Source organism: Microbacterium sp. BG28 (assembly GCF_034044005.1).
GTDB lineage: Bacteria > Actinomycetota > Actinomycetes > Actinomycetales > Microbacteriaceae > Microbacterium.
This window is the reverse complement of the sequence record NZ_JAXCHA010000002.1, coordinates 1-15,915: the sequence shown is the minus strand read 5'-3', so window position 1 is coordinate 15,915 and position 15,915 is coordinate 1. Positions and strand designations below refer to the sequence as shown.

Annotated in this window: 24 protein-coding genes and 1 rRNA gene; 10 read left to right on the top strand and 15 right to left on the bottom strand. The window is 66.9% G+C overall.

Annotated features, from left to right (window positions below):
- Positions 1-15: 15 nt before the first annotated feature.
- Positions 16-267, top strand: coding sequence for a DUF4287 domain-containing protein (locus SK224_RS05725; protein ID WP_320433816.1), 252 nt, complete (start codon positions 16-18; stop codon positions 265-267).
- Between the two features lie 6 nt (positions 268-273).
- Here the strand turns inward: SK224_RS05725 and SK224_RS05720 are convergent, their stop codons facing one another.
- The 4 genes from SK224_RS05720 to SK224_RS05705 all read right to left on the bottom strand — a co-directional run bounded on the left by SK224_RS05720 (position 274) and on the right by SK224_RS05705 (position 1,102).
- The gene (locus SK224_RS05720) at positions 274-405 is read right to left on the bottom strand and encodes a hypothetical protein (RefSeq protein ID WP_320433815.1); all 132 of its coding nucleotides are present in this window, start codon (positions 403-405) and stop codon (positions 274-276) included.
- 2 nt (positions 406-407) lie between these two features.
- A complete protein-coding gene (locus tag SK224_RS05715; RefSeq protein WP_320433814.1) occupies positions 408-548 on the bottom strand; it encodes a hypothetical protein in 141 nt (46 codons plus the stop codon).
- A gap of 65 nt (positions 549-613) precedes the next feature.
- Positions 614-778, bottom strand: coding sequence for a hypothetical protein (locus tag SK224_RS05710; RefSeq protein ID WP_320433813.1), 165 nt, complete (start codon positions 776-778; stop codon positions 614-616).
- Between the two features lie 57 nt (positions 779-835).
- Positions 836-1,102, bottom strand: coding sequence for a hypothetical protein (locus tag SK224_RS05705; protein WP_320433812.1), 267 nt, complete (start codon positions 1,100-1,102; stop codon positions 836-838).
- A 130-nt stretch (positions 1,103-1,232) separates the two neighbouring features.
- On the opposite strand from SK224_RS05705, the gene SK224_RS05700 reads away from it, so the two are divergent.
- Positions 1,233-1,568: a UBP-type zinc finger domain-containing protein gene (locus SK224_RS05700; RefSeq protein ID WP_320433811.1), complete on the top strand. Its 336-nt coding sequence runs from the start codon at positions 1,233-1,235 to the stop codon at positions 1,566-1,568.
- Positions 1,569-1,620: 52 nt separating this feature from the next.
- Here the strand turns inward: SK224_RS05700 and SK224_RS05695 are convergent, their stop codons facing one another.
- A complete protein-coding gene (locus SK224_RS05695; RefSeq protein ID WP_320433810.1) occupies positions 1,621-2,472 on the bottom strand; it encodes a helix-turn-helix domain-containing protein in 852 nt (283 codons plus the stop codon).
- Between the two features lie 120 nt (positions 2,473-2,592).
- Between SK224_RS05695 and SK224_RS05690 the strand changes: the two genes are divergently transcribed.
- Entirely contained in the window at positions 2,593-3,219 is a 627-nt protein-coding gene (locus SK224_RS05690; protein WP_320433809.1) for a sugar O-acetyltransferase, read from the top strand.
- Positions 3,220-3,228: 9 nt separating this feature from the next.
- On the opposite strand, the gene SK224_RS05685 is transcribed toward SK224_RS05690, so the two are convergent.
- The 7 genes from SK224_RS05685 to nrdH all read right to left on the bottom strand — a co-directional run bounded on the left by SK224_RS05685 (position 3,229) and on the right by nrdH (position 8,244).
- Positions 3,229-3,480: a hypothetical protein gene (locus SK224_RS05685; protein ID WP_320434754.1), complete on the bottom strand. Its 252-nt coding sequence runs from the start codon at positions 3,478-3,480 to the stop codon at positions 3,229-3,231.
- The gene (locus SK224_RS05680; protein ID WP_320433808.1) at positions 3,417-3,896 is read right to left on the bottom strand and encodes an alpha/beta fold hydrolase; all 480 of its coding nucleotides are present in this window, start codon (positions 3,894-3,896) and stop codon (positions 3,417-3,419) included. The genes SK224_RS05685 and SK224_RS05680 overlap by 64 nt, the downstream gene beginning before the upstream one ends.
- A 107-nt stretch (positions 3,897-4,003) precedes the next feature.
- The gene (locus SK224_RS05675) at positions 4,004-4,138 is read right to left on the bottom strand and encodes a hypothetical protein (RefSeq protein WP_274285860.1); all 135 of its coding nucleotides are present in this window, start codon (positions 4,136-4,138) and stop codon (positions 4,004-4,006) included.
- A gap of 212 nt (positions 4,139-4,350) precedes the next feature.
- Positions 4,351-5,328, bottom strand: coding sequence for a class 1b ribonucleoside-diphosphate reductase subunit beta (gene nrdF, locus SK224_RS05670; RefSeq protein ID WP_137417587.1), 978 nt, complete (start codon positions 5,326-5,328; stop codon positions 4,351-4,353).
- Between the two features lie 61 nt (positions 5,329-5,389).
- Positions 5,390-7,546 (bottom strand): class 1b ribonucleoside-diphosphate reductase subunit alpha, encoded by a 2,157-nt coding sequence (gene nrdE / locus SK224_RS05665; protein ID WP_320433807.1) that lies wholly within the window; start codon positions 7,544-7,546, stop codon positions 5,390-5,392.
- A complete protein-coding gene (nrdI, locus tag SK224_RS05660; protein ID WP_234074938.1) occupies positions 7,528-8,007 on the bottom strand; it encodes a class Ib ribonucleoside-diphosphate reductase assembly flavoprotein NrdI in 480 nt (159 codons plus the stop codon). The genes nrdE and nrdI overlap by 19 nt, the downstream gene beginning before the upstream one ends.
- Before the next feature lie 3 nt (positions 8,008-8,010).
- On the bottom strand, positions 8,011-8,244 hold the full coding sequence (nrdH, locus tag SK224_RS05655) for a glutaredoxin-like protein NrdH (protein ID WP_137417590.1): 234 nt from the start codon (positions 8,242-8,244) through the stop codon (positions 8,011-8,013).
- Positions 8,245-8,612: 368 nt separating this feature from the next.
- Between nrdH and SK224_RS05650 the strand changes: the two genes are divergently transcribed.
- The 4 genes from SK224_RS05650 (at position 8,613) to SK224_RS05635 (ending at position 12,825) form a co-directional block, all read left to right on the top strand.
- Entirely contained in the window at positions 8,613-9,818 is a 1,206-nt protein-coding gene (locus SK224_RS05650) for an MFS transporter (RefSeq protein WP_320433806.1), read from the top strand.
- 78 nt (positions 9,819-9,896) lie between these two features.
- Positions 9,897-10,655, top strand: a complete 759-nt coding sequence (locus tag SK224_RS05645) for an alpha/beta fold hydrolase (RefSeq protein ID WP_320433805.1) — start codon at positions 9,897-9,899, stop codon at positions 10,653-10,655.
- Positions 10,652-11,821: an acyl-CoA dehydrogenase family protein gene (locus SK224_RS05640; protein ID WP_320433804.1), complete on the top strand. Its 1,170-nt coding sequence runs from the start codon at positions 10,652-10,654 to the stop codon at positions 11,819-11,821. Before SK224_RS05645 ends, SK224_RS05640 begins: the two co-directional genes overlap by 4 nt.
- Positions 11,818-12,825, top strand: coding sequence for an aldo/keto reductase (locus SK224_RS05635; protein WP_320433803.1), 1,008 nt, complete (start codon positions 11,818-11,820; stop codon positions 12,823-12,825). Before SK224_RS05640 ends, SK224_RS05635 begins: the two co-directional genes overlap by 4 nt.
- Here the strand turns inward: SK224_RS05635 and SK224_RS05630 are convergent, their stop codons facing one another.
- Entirely contained in the window at positions 12,826-13,098 is a 273-nt protein-coding gene (locus SK224_RS05630) for a metal-sensitive transcriptional regulator (protein WP_307324068.1), read from the bottom strand. It abuts the gene before it with no gap.
- Positions 13,099-13,130: 32 nt separating this feature from the next.
- Between SK224_RS05630 and SK224_RS05625 the strand changes: the two genes are divergently transcribed.
- The 3 genes from SK224_RS05625 to SK224_RS05615 are packed head-to-tail and all read left to right on the top strand — an operon-like array spanning position 13,131 to position 15,238.
- A complete protein-coding gene (locus SK224_RS05625) occupies positions 13,131-14,405 on the top strand; it encodes a DUF445 domain-containing protein (RefSeq protein WP_320433802.1) in 1,275 nt (424 codons plus the stop codon).
- 9 nt (positions 14,406-14,414) lie between these two features.
- Entirely contained in the window at positions 14,415-14,762 is a 348-nt protein-coding gene (locus SK224_RS05620; RefSeq protein ID WP_320433801.1) for a gamma-glutamylcyclotransferase family protein, read from the top strand.
- Between the two features lie 11 nt (positions 14,763-14,773).
- A complete protein-coding gene (locus SK224_RS05615; protein WP_320433800.1) occupies positions 14,774-15,238 on the top strand; it encodes a SixA phosphatase family protein in 465 nt (154 codons plus the stop codon).
- Here SK224_RS05615 and SK224_RS05610 read toward each other — a convergent pair.
- On the bottom strand, positions 15,235-15,717 hold the full coding sequence (locus tag SK224_RS05610; protein WP_320433799.1) for a YbaK/EbsC family protein: 483 nt from the start codon (positions 15,715-15,717) through the stop codon (positions 15,235-15,237). The two genes, SK224_RS05615 and SK224_RS05610, sit on opposite strands and share 4 nt — an antisense overlap.
- A gap of 83 nt (positions 15,718-15,800) precedes the next feature.
- Positions 15,801-15,915: ribosomal RNA gene (rrf, locus tag SK224_RS05605) — 5S ribosomal RNA — on the bottom strand; the annotation flags it as partial.

Sequence of the window (15,915 nt, the reverse complement as noted above, 5' to 3'; positions counted from 1 at the left end):
GCCTACGCTGGGCGCATGACTGCGAAGCGCGTTATCGCCCCGTCGCTGGAGCCGGGCAGCATACCGAAGGGCCCGGCGTCCTACTTCCCGAGCATCGAGAAGACCTACGGCCGTCCGATGCAGGAGTGGCTGGACATCGTCGAGCCGCGGTTGACGGCGGGCGAAACCCACATGGCCGTCGTGTCGGAACTCAAGAGCACGCACGCGATGGGGCACGGCCACGCGAACGCGATCGTCGCCTACGCGAAGGCCGAGCTCGCGAAGTAGTCGACCTCAGGAGTCTTCGCCGCTGCCGTCGACGACGGACTCCGCACCGTTCGACTGGGGGTCGTCGGGCTCCGCCGCCGTGGTGGTGTCCGGCTCAGGGCCCGGAGTGACGCCGGGCCGCTCGTCGGGATTCGACATCGTCAGCCTCCAGAGGGGTTGTCGACAGGGGCGCCGTCGTCGTCGGTCGTGATGTCCTCGCCGGCATCCTGCTCGACGGGCGAGATCCCGGATGCGGTGTCCTCATCGTCCGGACGGTGATGGTTCTGCTTCTCGTTGCTCATACGTCCCAGTACACCCGGGGCTGCCCGAAAGGCCGCCGGGGTTGACACCCCTCACGCGTCGTTCGTCAGTCGCGAGGATCGCTCGGTCGCACCGGCGCATCCTCCGCGATGTCGATGCGGGTCACGCCGTCGTGCTCCGACACGACGATGCGTGGCTTCGCATCCTCGTCCGTGGCGTGGGGCGCACTCGTCAGTTGATCGTGCCGCTTCTGTTCATCGCTCATTCCCATGCGGGCACTGTACGAGACGCGGCTCGCGAGAGCTCAGGGCTTGACGCGAACGCGCGATCAGGCGAACACCTGATGCCAGGCGGCGATGCGCAACTCGTCGAGCCGGAAGCTGCCGAAGCCCGTGAGGCAGCGAGTCCGCGCACCGGGCAGAGCAATGTCGCAGAGCTGGCCTTCGTTCAGCACCGTGATGAAGTCGCGCACGATGAGTTCGCGCTCGAGTGTGTGGATGCCGGCCATCGCCATCCTCTGGGTCTCATCCATGTCCGCCTCCTCCGGGAATGAGGCGAACGTACGGTGCGTGCGCGCGCCGGCGCTCGTCTGCATGTCGGAACGCACATCGACACGCCGCGGAGAGGACGACGGCAGACGAACAGCTCCTCGTCAGGCGTCCGAATCGGCCTGCGGCGCGAGGCGTACCGTGGCCAGGGATCAGACACCACGGATCGGAGCAGGCATGACGCACGCGCCGCCACCGAGCGGAACCGGATGTGTGGAGTGCCTCGCGTCCGGTTCCTGGTGGCTGCATCTGCGCCGCTGTATCGCCTGCGGACACGTGGGGTGCTGCGAGGTCTCGCCGAATCATCATGCCCAGCGTCACTTCGAGCTCACCGGACACCGGTTCGTGCAGAGCTTCGAGCCGCAGGAGAAGTGGTGGTGGGATTACGTCGAGGAGCGGGAAGTGGACGGGGGGCAGCTACCAGCGCCGACAAGCCACCCGCTGACACAGAGTGTTCCCGGTCCGTCCGGTCACGTGCCGGCGAACTGGGAGTCGATCATCTTCGACGAGTGAATGCCGTACCGACGCACGGCGGGGCCGTGAACTCGCCGTCCGATGCGTGTGCTCAGCCGTCCCGCGCATCGCCGGACGCGCGAAGGGCATCGGCGACGCGACGGAAGAAGGTGTCCGCGGTAGAGCCCGGCGCGGCATCGAACACGGTGACCATATGGCCCTGGAGCTCCGGAACGAAGAAGTCCCGCACCGAGATCGAGAGCCGCCCGATCCCCTCGATCGCCGCGGCGATCTCCGAGGGACGCGGCAGCGTGACCTCCTGCAGGCTCCAGAAGCGGAGAAAATCCGCATCCGCACTCAACCTGCGCAGGATGGCGTTATAGCGTGCGGATGTCTCGTCCCCGGAGTAGCGGAAGAGCGCGACGGCATCGCGCGCCTGCGATTCCCAGGTCTCGAGCCTCTCCCGCCCTGAGGCGTTGAAGGTCTCCTCGAGGACGTTCGCCCCGGGCCCGAACCGGCCGTCGGTGATCGCGATCATCAGGTCGTTCGCGACCACGACGTCGAGATTCGCGTCGGAGATGTATGCCGGAATGCCAGGCCACCAACGCAGGATCGCCTCGATCTCCGCGCGCGGGCGCTCGAAGGATGCCACGCGACGCGGCGTTGCATGCCCGGCGAGCCGATGTAGGTAGTCGGACTCGGCGGCGTTCAAGCGCAACGCGCGCGCGAGCCCGGCCAGCACCTGCATGGACGGGGCGTTGCCACGGCCCTGTTCGAGTCGCAGGTAGTACTCGCTGCTGACGCCCGCGAGGGTCGCGACCTCGTCACGACGCAGGCCAGGCACTCGCCGGCCGATCTGACGTTCGAGCCCCACCTGCTCGGGTTGGCGCTGCTCTCGGCGCGCTCGGAGGAATGCCCCCAGCGTCGTGCGCGGGACGGGCTCAGGCCGCGACGATTCATCCATCGGAATCAAAGTTAGCTCGATGTGTTCGCGGAAACATCGTCGGCCCGGAGGCGGCCGCGCCGCGTTGACGGAGCACGTTCCGATCGATATGTTGTGATCGACAACATATGAGGAGATGGCATGACCCCGGCACTGCAGAGAGCGCTCGATGACCTGGACCGGTTGGCGGAAGACGACGATGATCTGCGCGCGCTTCTGGCGCACGACTGGCTCCGTTACCGGACCTCGCCGGCACTGCAGAAGCTCACGCGGGATTCGCACGCCGCGTGCGCGCGTTTCAACCTGCTGTACGACACCGCGCCCGATGAGGCGCGCGCCCTGTTCACCGAGCTCGTGCCGGGTGCGGGCGTGGGCATCGACGTGCGCCCTCCCGTCATGATCGACTACGGCGCCCGGATCACGATCGGCGATCGCACCTTCATCAACGCCGACTTCATGGTGATCGGCGGCGGTGCCGTCACGATCGGCGAGGACTGCCTCATCGGTCCGCGCTGCAGCATCTACACCCCGAATCACGCCGAGGACATCGAACGACGGCTGGCCGGTTGGGAGCTCCCCCAGCCTGTGATCATCGGCTCCAACGTCTGGCTGGGCGGATCGGTGACGATCACCCCCGGCGTGACGATCGGCGACAACAGCATCATCGGAGCAGGCTCCGTCGTCACCCGCGACATCCCCGCCGGGGTGCTTGCCGCGGGTAACCCCGCCCGCATTCTGCGCCCCATCCGCACGACGGAGCGCACGTGACGACAACGCTCAGGGAGTCAGGAGCCGCCTGATCGAGAGGCCGAACGCCTCGGGGCGCTCCAACATCATCATGTGCCCGACGCCAGGGATGACCGTGGACGAAGCGGCCGCGCCCCGAGCCCAGTCGGGAACATGCCATCCGTCGGCGCTACGCTCACCCGCCACCAGGTGCACCGGCTTGCCGGCGAAGACCCGCCTCAGCAGCGCGTCGTAGTCGGGCCTGCCGGTCGCATCCACGATCGCAGCAGCGGAGTCCCACACCGTCCGCCATGGCTGGTACGGGAGCGCCTCCCCGCTCTGGCGAGGCTCTCGTCGGTCACAGGCACGCCGTCAGCGGCGAGAAAGGCCGCGGGGTCGTCGAGCCGCCGGGAGAAGTTCCCTTCGACCGTCGTCAGCGACTCGACCAGCTCTGGATGTCGGTCTGCCAGAGCGAAGGCGTATACAGCGCCGATCGAATGCGCCACGAGGTGCACGGGCGCCCCGGAACGCCGCGCCACGACGTGCCCACGGAGCGCCCGAACCTGTCCTTCGAGGGTCACCCTGCGTGCGGCGAACGCGCCGTAGCCGTCGAGATCCGGCGCCGTGCACTCCCTGTCGCCGAGCTGACGAAATGTCGCGGGTTCCGCGAAAGGGTCGAACAGCCCGTGGACGAAAACAGCAGGAACGGACGAGCGCACCGATCCATCATGGCGGTTCACAGCTGGACGCCGGGATGCGGTCGCTCAGCTCCTGCGCAATGAGAAAGGGGCGGACGACGAGCATCCACCCCTCTCTTGCCGGTCGGTCAGCGGCCGGCATCCTTGCGCGGCTTGAGGAACAGCTCAGGCTCGCGCTTCTCGCGCTTCGCTGCTCGCTTCTCCTTGATCGACAGCTGCGGGGCCTTCTTGGCACCTCGCGTGTTCGGCGTCTTCTTGGACATGTGGACTCGCTTCCCCTGAGTGGCTGGCGGATGACCTTCGACCATAGCCCGCTTCCGAGGGAAGTCAAATTACTGCTGGCCGGGACTTTTTTTGCGCAGACGGGTGAGGGCGCAGAATCGTCGCACCAACGAGAGGACCCCCGCCTGAGCGCTCGTGGGAGCGCCCCGCGGGGGCCTTCTCGGTGCGGCACGGCCGCGGAATCACGCGGGGCTCAGAAGTCCCAGTCCTCGTCCTCGGTGGCCTCGGCCTTGCCGATGACGTAGGAGGAGCCCGAGCCCGAGAAGAAGTCGTGGTTCTCGTCCGCGTTGGGCGAGAGCGCCGACAGGATCGCCGGGTTCACGTTCGTGACCGTCGAGGGGAACATGGCCTCGAAGCCGAGGTTCATGAGCGCCTTGTTGGCGTTGTAGTGCAGGAACTTCTTGACGTCCTCCGTGAGCCCGACGGCGTCGTAGAGGTCCTGCGTGTACTGCACCTCGTTGTCGTAGAGCTCGTACAGGAGCGAGAACGTGTAGTCCTTGATCTCGTCGCGCTCGGCCTGCGTGATCAGCTCCATGCCCTTCTGGAACTTGTACCCGATGTAGTAACCGTGCACAGCCTCGTCTCGGATGATGAGGCGGATGATGTCGGCCGTGTTCGTGAGCTTCGCCTTGGCCGACCAGTGCAGCGGCAGGTAGAAGCCTGAATAGAACAGGAACGACTCGAGCAGGGTCGAGGCGACCTTGCGCTTGAGGGGCTCGTCACCACGGTAGTAGTCCATGACGATGTGCGCCTTCTTCTGAAGGTTCTCGTTCTCAACCGACCACCGGAACGCGTCGTCGATCTCGGGCGTCGACGCGAGGGTCGAGAAGATCGACGAGTAGCTCTTGGCATGCACCGACTCCATGAACGCGATGTTGGTATACACCGCCTCCTCGTGCGGCGTCAGCGCATCCGGGATCAGCGACACCGCGCCGACCGTGCCCTGGATCGTGTCGAGCAGGGTGAGGCCGGTGAACACGCGCATCGTGAGCGTCTGCTCGTCGGGCGTCAGCGTGTTCCACGACTGGATGTCGTTGGACAGCGGCACCTTCTCGGGCAGCCAGAAGTTGTTCACGAGGCGGTTCCACACCTCGAGGTCCTTGTCGTCCTGGATGCGGTTCCAGTTGATCGCCTGGACGTGGTCGATCAGCTTCAGCTTCTCGGGGGTCATGTCGGTGTCCTTGCAGAGATCGGTCGTTGAGCGAACGGAGCGAGTCGAGACGCGGTGTGCGTCAGAGCATGCAGCTGACGCACTCGGACATGTCGGTGCCCTCGAGCGCCATCTGCCGCAGGCGGATGTAGTAGATCGTCTTGATGCCCTTGCGCCACGCGTAGATCTGCGCCTTGTTGATGTCGCGCGTGGTCGCGGTGTCCTTGAAGAACAGCGTCAGCGACAGGCCCTGGTCGACGTGCTGGGTCGCGGCGGCGTACGTGTCGATGACCTTCTCGTAGCCGATCTCGTACGCGTCCTGGTAGTACTCCAGGTTGTCGTTCGTCATGAACGGCGCCGGGTAGTAGACGCGACCGAGCTTGCCTTCCTTGCGGATCTCGATCTTCGACGCGATCGGGTGGATCGACGACGTCGAGTTGTTGATGTACGAGATCGAGCCGGTCGGCGGCACCGCCTGCAGGTTCTGGTTGTAGATGCCGTGCTTCTGGATCGACGCCTTCAGCTCCGCCCAGTCGCCCTGCGTCGGGATGTGGTGTCCGGCGAACAGCTCCTTGACCTTCTCCGTCTGCGGCACCCACTCCTGCTCGAGGTACTTGTCGAAGAACGTACCCGAGGCGTACGTCGAGTCCTCGAAGCCGTCGAACGCGTGACCGCGCTCGATCGCGAGCGCGTTGGAGGCGCGCAGTGCGTGGAAGAGAACCGTATAGAAGTAGATGTTCGTGAAGTCCAGGCCCTCTTCAGAGCCGTAGTGCACGTGCTCGCGCGCCAGGTACCCGTGCAGGTTCATCTGGCCCAGGCCGATCGCGTGGGACCGGTCGTTCCCGTCCTCGATCGAACGCACCGAGCGGATGTGGCTCTGGTCGCTGACCGCGCTCAGGGCACGGATCGCGGCCTCGACCGTCTCACCGAGGTCGCCGCCGTCCATCGCCAGGGCGATGTTCATCGAGCCCAGATTGCACGAGATGTCCTTGCCGATCTGGTCGTACGAGAGGTCCTCGTTGAACGTCGTCGGCGTGTTCACCTGCAGGATCTCGCTGCAGAGGTTGGACATGTTGATGCGGCCCTTGATCGGGTTCGCCCGGTTCACCGTGTCCTCGAACATGATGTACGGGTAGCCGGACTCGAACTGGATCTCGGCGAGCGTCTGGAAGAAGTCGCGCGCGTTGATCTTCGTCTTCTTGATGCGCGGGTCGTCGACCATCTCGCGGTACTTCTCGGTGACCGAGATGTCGCCGAAGGGCACGCCGTAGACCTTCTCGACGTCGTACGGCGAGAACAGGTACATGTCCTCGCCGTTCTTGGCGAGCTCGAAGGTGATGTCGGGAACGACGACACCGAGCGAGAGCGTCTTGATGCGGATCTTCTCGTCGGCGTTCTCACGCTTCGTGTCGAGGAAGCGCATGATGTCGGGGTGGTGCGCCGACAGGTAGACAGCACCGGCGCCCTGACGCGCACCGAGCTGGTTCGCGTAGCTGAAGCTGTCTTCGAGCAGCTTCATGACGGGGATGATGCCGCTGGACTGGTTCTCGATCTGCTTGATCGGTGCACCCGACTCGCGGATGTTGGACAGCAGCAGCGCCACGCCGCCGCCGCGCTTGGAGAGCTGCAGCGCGGAGTTGATGCCGCGGGCGATCGACTCCATGTTGTCTTCGATGCGCAGCAGGAAGCACGAGACGAGCTCGCCGCGCTGCGCCTTGCCCGCGTTGAGGAAGGTGGGGGTGGCCGGCTGGAAGCGGCCGGAGATGATCTCGTCGACCAGCTGCACGGCGAGCTTCTGGTCGCCGTCGGCGAGCGCGAGGGCGGTCATGACGACGCGGTCCTCGAAGCGCTCGAGGTAGCGCTTGCCGTCGAACGTCTTCAGCGTGTAGCTCGTGTAGTACTTGAAGGCGCCGAGGAAGGTCTCGAAGCGGAACTTCTTGCCGTAGGCACGGTCGTTGAGCTCCTGGATGAACTCGTGCGGGTACTTCGCGAGCACACCGGGCTCGTAGTACTCCTTCTCGACCAGGTAGTCGAGGCGCTCCTTGAGCGAGTGGAAGAACACCGTGTTCTGGTTGACATGCTGCAGGAAGTACTCCCGCGCGGCACGCTTGTCGGCGTCGAACTGGATCTGCCCGTTCGCGTCGTACAGATTGAGCATCGCGTTGAGGGCGTGGTAGTCCAGTCCCTCGAAACGCGCCTCGGTCTTGAAGCTCAAGTCCTTCAGTGCTGCTTCCACCATCGTTCCAATCCTTCGCCGATGCGCTCGACGTCCTCTGGCGTGCCGAACAATTCGAACCGATCCAAGTGCGGCACACGACACTTTCGGCTGATGATCTCTCCGGCGAGCCCGTAGTGCTCACCGAAGTTGGTGTTGCCCGCGGCGATCACGCCGCGAAGCAGGGAGCGGTTGGCCTCGTCGTTGAGGAACCGGATCACCTGCTTGGGAACCGCTCCCCGCTCCTCGCCCCTTCCCTGACCGCCCCCGTAGGTGGGCGTGATCAGGACGAAGGGTTCGTCGATGAGAGGGGTCGGATCCGTGGGCCGCAAGGGGATCCGCACGGCCCGCATCCCGAGCTTCTCGATGAAACGCGCGGTGTTACCCGACACGCTCGAGAAGTAGACGAGGAGCGGAGCCGACGGGGCGGGCTCACGGAGGGAGTGGGCAACCGCGCCGACCTGGTCTGCGACAGCGGTTGCCATCGGTCAGGCCAGGCGCGCGGCCAGCTCGTCGATCTTGTCGGGACGGAAGCCCGACCAGTGGTCCTCGTCGGTGATCACGACGGGAGCCTGCAGGTAACCGAGGGCCTTGACCTGCTCGAGAGCCGCAGGGTCCTGCGAGACGTCGAGGACCTCGTACTCGATGCCCTTCGAATCCAGTGCACGGTAGGTGGCATTGCACTGCACGCACGACGGCTTGGTGTAGACGGTGATCGCCATGTCGACCTCTCTCTCCCCTCGGACGGACCTGTTCCCAGCACTTCTCGTCGCCGGGACCTCAATACTACATATGGGTACGGACATCGGATAGCACCACAAGGGGTAGTAGTTACATCCGTGTGATTTTCGCGCCGCTCTCCCCAGATACAACACAGGTTGTCCACCGTTTCATCCACAGCCGCGGCGCGTCGCGCGACCTGAAAAATCCCTGAATCACGGGCGAATCCTCGATGAACGACGAAACCATCCACACCGGCCCTGCATCGCCCCGATCCCGCTCGGTGGATAACCGCGTTCGGCGTGTCGCGGCGTGTCGCGACCGCGCATCCGTCCGGCGGCCGAAGCGCCCGCCGGGATATCCTGAAGGGATGGCCGGATACCAGGAATTGCTGCGCACCCCGGGGGTGGCGCGCATCATCGCCGCACAGCTCACGGCGCGCTTCCCGAACGGGATGACGAGCCTGGCGATCCTCCTGCACGTCGAGCATGTGACCGGCTCCTACGGGTACGCGGGGCTCGTTCTCGCAGCCTCCTCCGTCGGGCAGGCGGTATCGGGCCCCGTCACCAGCCGATGGATGGGTCGTTGGGGGATGCGGCGCGTGCTGAGCCTGACGATGATCGTCTGCGCGCTGGCGATCCTCGCCATCGGCCTGCTCGATCTTCCCGTCGCCGGATTCATGGCGTTCGGGCTCATCGCGGGGCTGTCCACTCCGCCGGTGCAGTCCGCCGTGCGCACGATCTATCCCAAGATGGTCAACTCCCGTCAGCTCACTCCGCTCTACTCGCTGGATGCGTCGCTGCAGGAGATCATCTGGATCATCGCCCCCGTGGTCATCACCTTCATCGCGACGCAGATCGGCACGTGGGAGGCGCTCGTCCTGATCGCCGTCATCCTCGTCGGCGGCGGAACCTGGTTCATCCTCTCCCCCGAGGTCGGCCGGGTCCGCATCCCCCGGAGCAAGCGACGCTTCGGAAAGGTGCTCACACGCCCCACCGTGCTGCTGGCCACCGTCATCGGGTTCCTGCTCATCGGCGCCTGTTCCGCCGTCGAGGCGGGCGTCGTGGCGACCTTCGACCACGGCGGACTCGAGGCGGGCATCGTCCTGGCCGTGTTCTCGATCGGCAGCCTTGCCGGAGGCCTCTCGTTCGGCCACGTGCCCCTGGGGCCATGGGCGATGGCGCGGCGCATGGGCATCGTCGCCGTCGGCCTGGTGCTGACCATGTTCTCCCTCAACATCTGGTGGCTCTCGGGCACCCTGTTCCTCGCAGGGATCGGCATCGCCCCGGCCCTCGCGGTGCTGTTCGCGATCACTTCCGTGAGCGTCAAGTTCTCCGACACCGCGGAGGCCTACGGGTGGATCGGCACCGGCCAGCTGATCGGCGCCGCGGCGGGCTCCGCCGTCGCAGGCTTCCTCATCGACGCGGTCGAAGCCCCCGGTGCCTTCATCGCGGCCGCGGGCTTCGCCGCCGCCGGTGCGCTCGTCGCCATGGTGTGCGTCCGCGCCTTCCCGGATCTGCGCCATCGCGACCCGAGTCCCATCCCCGACACGGAGCCGACGCCCATCATCACCTGAGCGCCGGTCGGCGTCTGCGCAATCTCAGGAACGACGCAGACGGGCGCACGAGGCGGCAGGCGTTCTACGCTCGTAGACATGCCCGCATCCGTCGCGCTTCCCACCCTTACGTGGGGCTCCCCCGCATCCGCTCACCACGCCCTCCTCGTGCACGGGCTGGGATCGTCCGGCGCCCTGATGTGGCGCTTCGGAACGGCCCTGGCCGAGGCCGGCTGGCATGCCGTCGCCGTCGACCTGCGCGGTCACGGCCTTGCACCGCGAGCGCTCGACTACACGATCGCCGCCTACGCCGCCGACGTGAGCCAGATGGTTCCCGCATCCGGCGGCGCCTGGGACCTCGTCATCGGCCACTCGCTCGGAGGCGCGTCCGCCACGCTCGCCTCGGCCGAGCATCCCGAGTGGGCGAAGCGGCTCGTCCTCATCGATCCCGCGCTGTACCTCCTGCCGGCCGACCGTGCGGTCGTCGAACGCAGTCAGCAGGATGCGTTCGACTCCCCCACCATCGAAGAGGTGCGGGCGGCGCATCCACATTGGCACCCGCAGGACGTCGAGCTGAAGGCACAGGCGGCCCAGCTCGCGAGCACGTGGGCGGTGGAGCAGACGCTGGCGCAGAACCCCGACTGGGATGTGACGGATGCGACCGCGCGCCTCGTGGTGCCCACCCATGTCATCGCGTCCGATCCCGCCGTCTACAGCCTGTTCACGGGGCCGCGTGCCGACGAGGTGCTCGCCGGCAACCCCCGCATCACACGATCCATCGTGGCCGGCGCCGGGCACTCGCCGCATCGCGATCGCCCCGAAGCCACCGTGGCTGCGCTGCGGGAGGCACTGGCATGACGTTCGATCCGAGCGCCTACCTGCCCGATGAGCTGATCGAGCGCATCCGCGGGCGCGCAGCGGACATCGACCGCGAGAACGTCTTCCCGAACGAAGATCTGGCCGAGCTGCGCGCGGCCGGATATCTCGGCATCCTCGTGCCCTCCGATCGGGGAGGCGCGGGGCTGACGCTCGCCGAGGCGTCGATCCTGCAGCAGCGGCTGGCGACGGCCGCGCCCGCGACCGCGCTGGCCGTCAACATGCATCTCGTCTGGACGGGGGTCGCCAAAGTGCTGCGCGAGCGCGGAATCGACGATCTCGCGTTCGTCCAGACCGGCGCTGCGGCAGGCGAAGTGTTCGCCTTCGGCATCAGCGAGGCGGGCAACGACCTCGTGCTCTTCGACAGCGCCACCGAGGCGGTCCCCCTCCCTGACGGCGGGTACACGTTCAGCGGCACGAAGATCTTCACCTCGATGGCGCCGGTGTGGACGCACCTCGGCGTGCACGGGCTCGACACCACGTCCCCCGACGCGCCCAAACTGGTCTACGGGTTCGTGCCGCGCTCGGATGCGGTGCGCACCCGGGACGACTGGGACACGGTGGGCATGCGGGGAACACAGTCCCGCACCACGGAGCTCCACGACGCCGTCGCTCCCGCCGACCGGATCGCGCGCCGGGTCGCGCCCGGCCCCCAGCCCGATCCGATCGTGTTCGGCATCTTCAGCGTCTTCGAGATCCTGGTCGCGTCCGTCTACACAGGCATCGGTCGACGCGCGCTGGATGTCGCCGTCGAGACCGCCGCGCGGCGACGCTCGCGCAAGACGGGGCTGGCGTACAGCCAGGACCCCGACATCCGTTGGCGGGTGGCGGAGATGGCGCTGACCTATGACGCACTCGTCCCCCAGATCGCTGTGCTCGCTCACGACGTGGATGCCGGTGTGGATCACGGGGCACGGTGGTTCTCTCTGCTGTCCGGGCTCAAGCATCGCGCAGCCGTGGGCGCCAAGCGCATCGTCGACGAGGCGATTCTCGTCGCCGGCGGCTCGTCGTACTTCTCGTCCAGCGAGTTGGGGCGCCTCTACCGCGACGTCCTCGCCGGTCAGTTCCATCCTTCCGACCCGGAGTCCGCACACGCGGCCGTTGCCGCCGCCTGGCTCGGGCCCATCCAGCAAGGGGCGCCCGAATGAGCGCCACCGTGGGTCGGGTCCTTCTCGGCGACGGTCTTGAGGTCAGCGCTCTCGGCTACGGCGGGATGAGCCTCAGCGACGTGTACGGACCGGTCGACGACGCGACAGCGCTTGCGACGTTGACGCACGCGGTGGATGCGGGGCTCACGTTCGTCGACACGGCCAACATCTACGGCGCGGGCCGCAGTGAGCGCACGATCGCGCGGCTGCTCGCCAGCCGGCGCGACGAGATCACCCTGGCGACCAAGTTCGGCATCTCCGGCGGCGCGATCGGCTCCCGCGGCATCCGCGGTGACGCCGCCTACGTGCGCGAGCAGATCGATCAGAGCCTGTCCCGGCTCGGCACCGATCACGTCGACCTCTACTACCAGCATCGCGTCGATCCGCACGTTCCCATCGAGGAGACGGTCGGTGCGATGTCAGAGCTCGTGACCGCGGGCAAAGTGCGCCACATCGGGCTGTCGGAGGCGACGGCTGACGAGATCCGCCGCGCTCACGCCGTGCATCCGATCACCGCCGTGCAGACCGAGTGGAGTGTCGTCAGCCGCGACGTGGAGGCGTCCGTGGTGCCGACGGCAGCCGAGCTCGGGATCGGGTTCGTGCCGTACTCGCCGCTCAGCCGCGCTTGGTTGACCGACGACTTCTCCCCCGCGCACATCGGCGCGGGTGACGGCCGGCCGCGGTTCCCGAGATTCTCCGCCGAGAACCTCGTAGCCAACGCAGCCCTCCGCGCCGACTACCTCGGCCTCGCGCGCCAGCGCGGCCTGACCGGTGCGCAGCTCGCGCTGGGGTGGCTGTTCACGCGTGCCGCGCAGCTCGGGGTGACGGCAGCCCCCATCCCCGGCTCGCGCTTCGCGCGACACGTGGATGAGTGGCTCCCCGCATCCGGGCTCGTCCTGGACGCGGAGACCATGTCGGCCTTGGAGCCGTTCGCAGCGGCGATCAGCGGCAACCGCAGCTTCGACGTCGGATGGACGAGTCAGCGCGGGGATCTGGCGAGCTGATCACTTCCCCGCGAAATCGAACGCGCGCAGCAGCTCCTCGACGGCGCGCTCCCGGTCCTGGCCACCCTCCTCGAACATGTGCGCCACATGGGTGCGTAGGTGATTCTCGAGCAGCAGACGATTCAACGATTCCAGTGAGCGCTGGATCGCCCGTGACTGCGTGATGATGTCCATGCAGTACTCCTCGGACTCGATCATCTTGGTCACCCCGCGCAGTTGCCCCTCCAGGATGCTTGTGCGATGCAGGGCGCGCTTCTTGATGTCGTCGATCACGCTGACAGAGTACGCCGTGGAAGGATGACGAAATGCCCCGCACACCGACAGCACTGCTGAGCGACGCCGACCGAGAGCGGTTGCGCGGGCTGCGGCTCATGAAGGGAATCGCACTCGGAGCCCTCATCGTGCTCGCGGTCGTCTTCGTGATCGCCTTCGCCTTGCAGAGCCGGTATCCGTGGCTCTCTTACGTGCGTGCGGCGGCAGAGGGCGGAATGGTCGGAGCCCTCGCGGATTGGTTCGCGGTGACCGCGCTGTTCCGCCGGCCGCTCGGGCTTCCCATTCCGCACACGGCCATCATCCCGACCCGCAAGGACGAGATCGGACGCACGCTCGGCGAGTTCGTCGAGACCAACTTCCTCTCCGCCCCCGTCATCCGCGGCAAGCTCGAGTCCTTCTCGCTCTCCGCCCGTCTCGGCGCCTGGCTGTCGCAACCCGCGCACGCCGAGCGCGTCGCCTCCGAGGGCGCGACGATCGCCGCGAACGTCATCGAGGCGCTCAGCGACGACGATGTGCAGCAGCTGCTCGGCGACCTCGCCCGTGAGCACTTGGTCCTCCCCGACTGGGGTCCGCCGCTCGGCGGCTGGCTTGAGCGCATGGTCGACTCCGGCGCGCACCACGGCGCGGTGGATCTCGCCGCAGACAGCATGGCCACGTGGTTACGAGCGAACCGCGCCGCGTTCACAGGCCTGATCTCCCGCCGTCTTCCCTCGTGGGTTCCGTCGATGGTGCACACGCTGATCGATGAGGCCGCGTATCACGAGGCCGTCAAGTTCGTCGCTGCTGTGCGTGCGGATCCCGATCACCCGGCACGGCACGCGGTGGACGGCTATCTCGCGCGTCTGGCGGACAACCTGCAGCATGATGCCGCGACGATCGGACGATTCGAAGATGCGAAGACGACGGTGTTCGACTCGCCTCGGGTCCGCGAGCTGGCCGGTGAGGCCTGGCGCACCGCCAAGAACGGTCTCACCCGCGGTCTCAGCGACCCTCAGAGCGGGCTGCGTCGGCGCCTGGTCGAGACGCTGACGGATGTCGGTCGCCGTCTCGAGCAGGATGAGGCCTTGCGCGGCCGCGTCGACGGCTGGGTGACGGATGCGGCGGTGTTCGTCATCGAGCGGTACCGACACGACATCGCCTCTGTCATCACCGACACCGTGGAACGGTGGGACCCCGAGGAGACCACGGAGAAGATCGAACTCATGGTCGGCCGCGATCTGCAGTACATTCGCCTCAACGGCACGATCGTGGGATCTCTCGCGGGTCTGACGATCTTCGCGATCGCGCACGCGGTCTTCGGGGCCTAGGGGGGCGGGATGAGCACCACGGCGACGTCCGAGCGTCTCTTTTCCTACGGGACGCTCCTGCTCCCGCAGGTGCAGCTCGATGTGTTCGGTCGCCGTATCGACTCGACGAAGGACGTGCTCGCCGGGTATCACGTTCAGTACACGGAGATCGAGGACACGCGTGTCGTGGCCCTTTCCGGCCTGGCCACACATCCTGTCCTGCGCCGCACCGGAAACACCAGCGACAAAGTCACCGGACGCGTGCTGGCGCTCACACTCGACGAGCTCGACGCGGCCGACGAGTACGAAGTCTCGCTGTACACGCGAGTGGCGGTCGTGCTGCAGAGCGGACGTGACGCCTGGGTCTACGTGGGATAGGTGGCGAGAACATGGTCACGCTCGTCCTCGTGCGCCACGCCAAGTCCGATTGGGGCACGGCGGGGCTGAGCGACCACGAACGCCCGCTGAACGATCGCGGTCAGCGCGATGCGCCCCTGATGGCTGCCGCCCTCGCGGAGACCGGTTTCCGTCCCGCGCGCCTGCTCAGCAGTACGGCGCTGCGCGCCCGCACGACCGCCGAGTCGTTCGCAACGGCGCTCGACGTGCCTCTCGAGACCTTGCCCGAGCTGTACGGCGCGAGCGTTCACGAGCTGTGGGACGCGGCGGTCGCGACGGGAGAAGCGAGCGTGCTCATCGTCGCCCACGATCCCGGCCTGAGCGAGCTGGCATCCGAGTTGGCGGGGCGTGACGTCATGATGACAACGTGCGCCGTGGCCACGTTCCCCATCCCGGGCGCTCGTTGGCCCGAGGCTCCGCCCGTCGTGGACGAGTGGAGTCTCCGGACACCACGCTAGGCCGCGTCGACCTTCATGACCACGCCACGTGTGAGTGCCACGAGCTCATCGAACGTCAGCGGGAACACGGTGTGCGGTGTGCCACCGGCCGCCCAGATCCGGTCGTACTGAGCGAGATCCTCGTCGACGACGGTCACCACCGGCGCTGGGTGGCCCGTGGGTGCCACTCCCCCGATCGCTTGCCCCGTTGCCGCGCGGACCTGCTCCACCGTCGCTCGGACGATCGACGAACGCCCCAGTCGCCGCGCGAGAGCACCCGTGTCGACGCGATGAGCGCCGCTGGTCATAACCAGCAGAGGCTCGCCGTCAGACCAGAAGACCAGGCTGTTGGCGATGGCACCGATGTCGACGCCGAGCGCGGATGCGGCAAGAGCGGCCGTCGCGGCCGCATCGGGCAGCACCACGATCTCACCCTGGATGCCGGCAGCACGTAGAGCATCGTGCACGAGCCGGCTACGCGGATGAAGGCCTGACGTCATACGGACAAGCGTATGATCTTCCGGCAAAAGCGTGCACAAACGCGAAAGGGCCACCCAGCGTTGGGTGGCCCTTTCTAAAAGGAGTCCGGCGGTGTCCTACTCTCCCACAGGGTCCCCCCTGCAGTACCATCGGCGCTGAGAGGCTTAGCTTCCGGGTTCGGAATGGGACCGGGCGTTTCCCTCTCGCTATGGCCGCCG

Excerpts from the sequence above, each read along its gene's own strand:
- SK224_RS05725 (WP_320433816.1), top strand. The coding sequence starts at position 16 with ATGACTGCGAAGCGCGTTATCGCCCCGTCGCTGGAGCCGGGCAGCATA.
- SK224_RS05720 (WP_320433815.1), bottom strand. The coding sequence starts at position 405 with ATGTCGAATCCCGACGAGCGGCCCGGCGTCACTCCGGGCCCTGAGCCG.
- SK224_RS05715 (WP_320433814.1), bottom strand. The coding sequence starts at position 548 with ATGAGCAACGAGAAGCAGAACCATCACCGTCCGGACGATGAGGACACC.
- SK224_RS05710 (WP_320433813.1), bottom strand. The coding sequence starts at position 778 with ATGGGAATGAGCGATGAACAGAAGCGGCACGATCAACTGACGAGTGCG.
- SK224_RS05705 (WP_320433812.1), bottom strand. The coding sequence starts at position 1,102 with ATGCAGACGAGCGCCGGCGCGCGCACGCACCGTACGTTCGCCTCATTC.
- SK224_RS05700 (WP_320433811.1), top strand. The coding sequence starts at position 1,233 with ATGACGCACGCGCCGCCACCGAGCGGAACCGGATGTGTGGAGTGCCTC.
- SK224_RS05695 (WP_320433810.1), bottom strand. The coding sequence starts at position 2,472 with ATGGATGAATCGTCGCGGCCTGAGCCCGTCCCGCGCACGACGCTGGGG.
- SK224_RS05690 (WP_320433809.1), top strand. The coding sequence starts at position 2,593 with ATGACCCCGGCACTGCAGAGAGCGCTCGATGACCTGGACCGGTTGGCG.
- SK224_RS05675 (WP_274285860.1), bottom strand. The coding sequence starts at position 4,138 with ATGTCCAAGAAGACGCCGAACACGCGAGGTGCCAAGAAGGCCCCGCAG.
- nrdF (WP_137417587.1), bottom strand. The coding sequence starts at position 5,328 with ATGACCCCCGAGAAGCTGAAGCTGATCGACCACGTCCAGGCGATCAAC.
- nrdE (WP_320433807.1), bottom strand. The coding sequence starts at position 7,546 with ATGGTGGAAGCAGCACTGAAGGACTTGAGCTTCAAGACCGAGGCGCGT.
- nrdI (WP_234074938.1), bottom strand. The coding sequence starts at position 8,007 with ATGGCAACCGCTGTCGCAGACCAGGTCGGCGCGGTTGCCCACTCCCTC.
- nrdH (WP_137417590.1), bottom strand. The coding sequence starts at position 8,244 with ATGGCGATCACCGTCTACACCAAGCCGTCGTGCGTGCAGTGCAATGCC.
- SK224_RS05650 (WP_320433806.1), top strand. The coding sequence starts at position 8,613 with ATGGCCGGATACCAGGAATTGCTGCGCACCCCGGGGGTGGCGCGCATC.
- SK224_RS05645 (WP_320433805.1), top strand. The coding sequence starts at position 9,897 with ATGCCCGCATCCGTCGCGCTTCCCACCCTTACGTGGGGCTCCCCCGCA.
- SK224_RS05640 (WP_320433804.1), top strand. The coding sequence starts at position 10,652 with ATGACGTTCGATCCGAGCGCCTACCTGCCCGATGAGCTGATCGAGCGC.
- SK224_RS05635 (WP_320433803.1), top strand. The coding sequence starts at position 11,818 with ATGAGCGCCACCGTGGGTCGGGTCCTTCTCGGCGACGGTCTTGAGGTC.
- SK224_RS05625 (WP_320433802.1), top strand. The coding sequence starts at position 13,131 with ATGCCCCGCACACCGACAGCACTGCTGAGCGACGCCGACCGAGAGCGG.
- SK224_RS05620 (WP_320433801.1), top strand. The coding sequence starts at position 14,415 with ATGAGCACCACGGCGACGTCCGAGCGTCTCTTTTCCTACGGGACGCTC.
- SK224_RS05615 (WP_320433800.1), top strand. The coding sequence starts at position 14,774 with ATGGTCACGCTCGTCCTCGTGCGCCACGCCAAGTCCGATTGGGGCACG.
- SK224_RS05610 (WP_320433799.1), bottom strand. The coding sequence starts at position 15,717 with ATGACGTCAGGCCTTCATCCGCGTAGCCGGCTCGTGCACGATGCTCTA.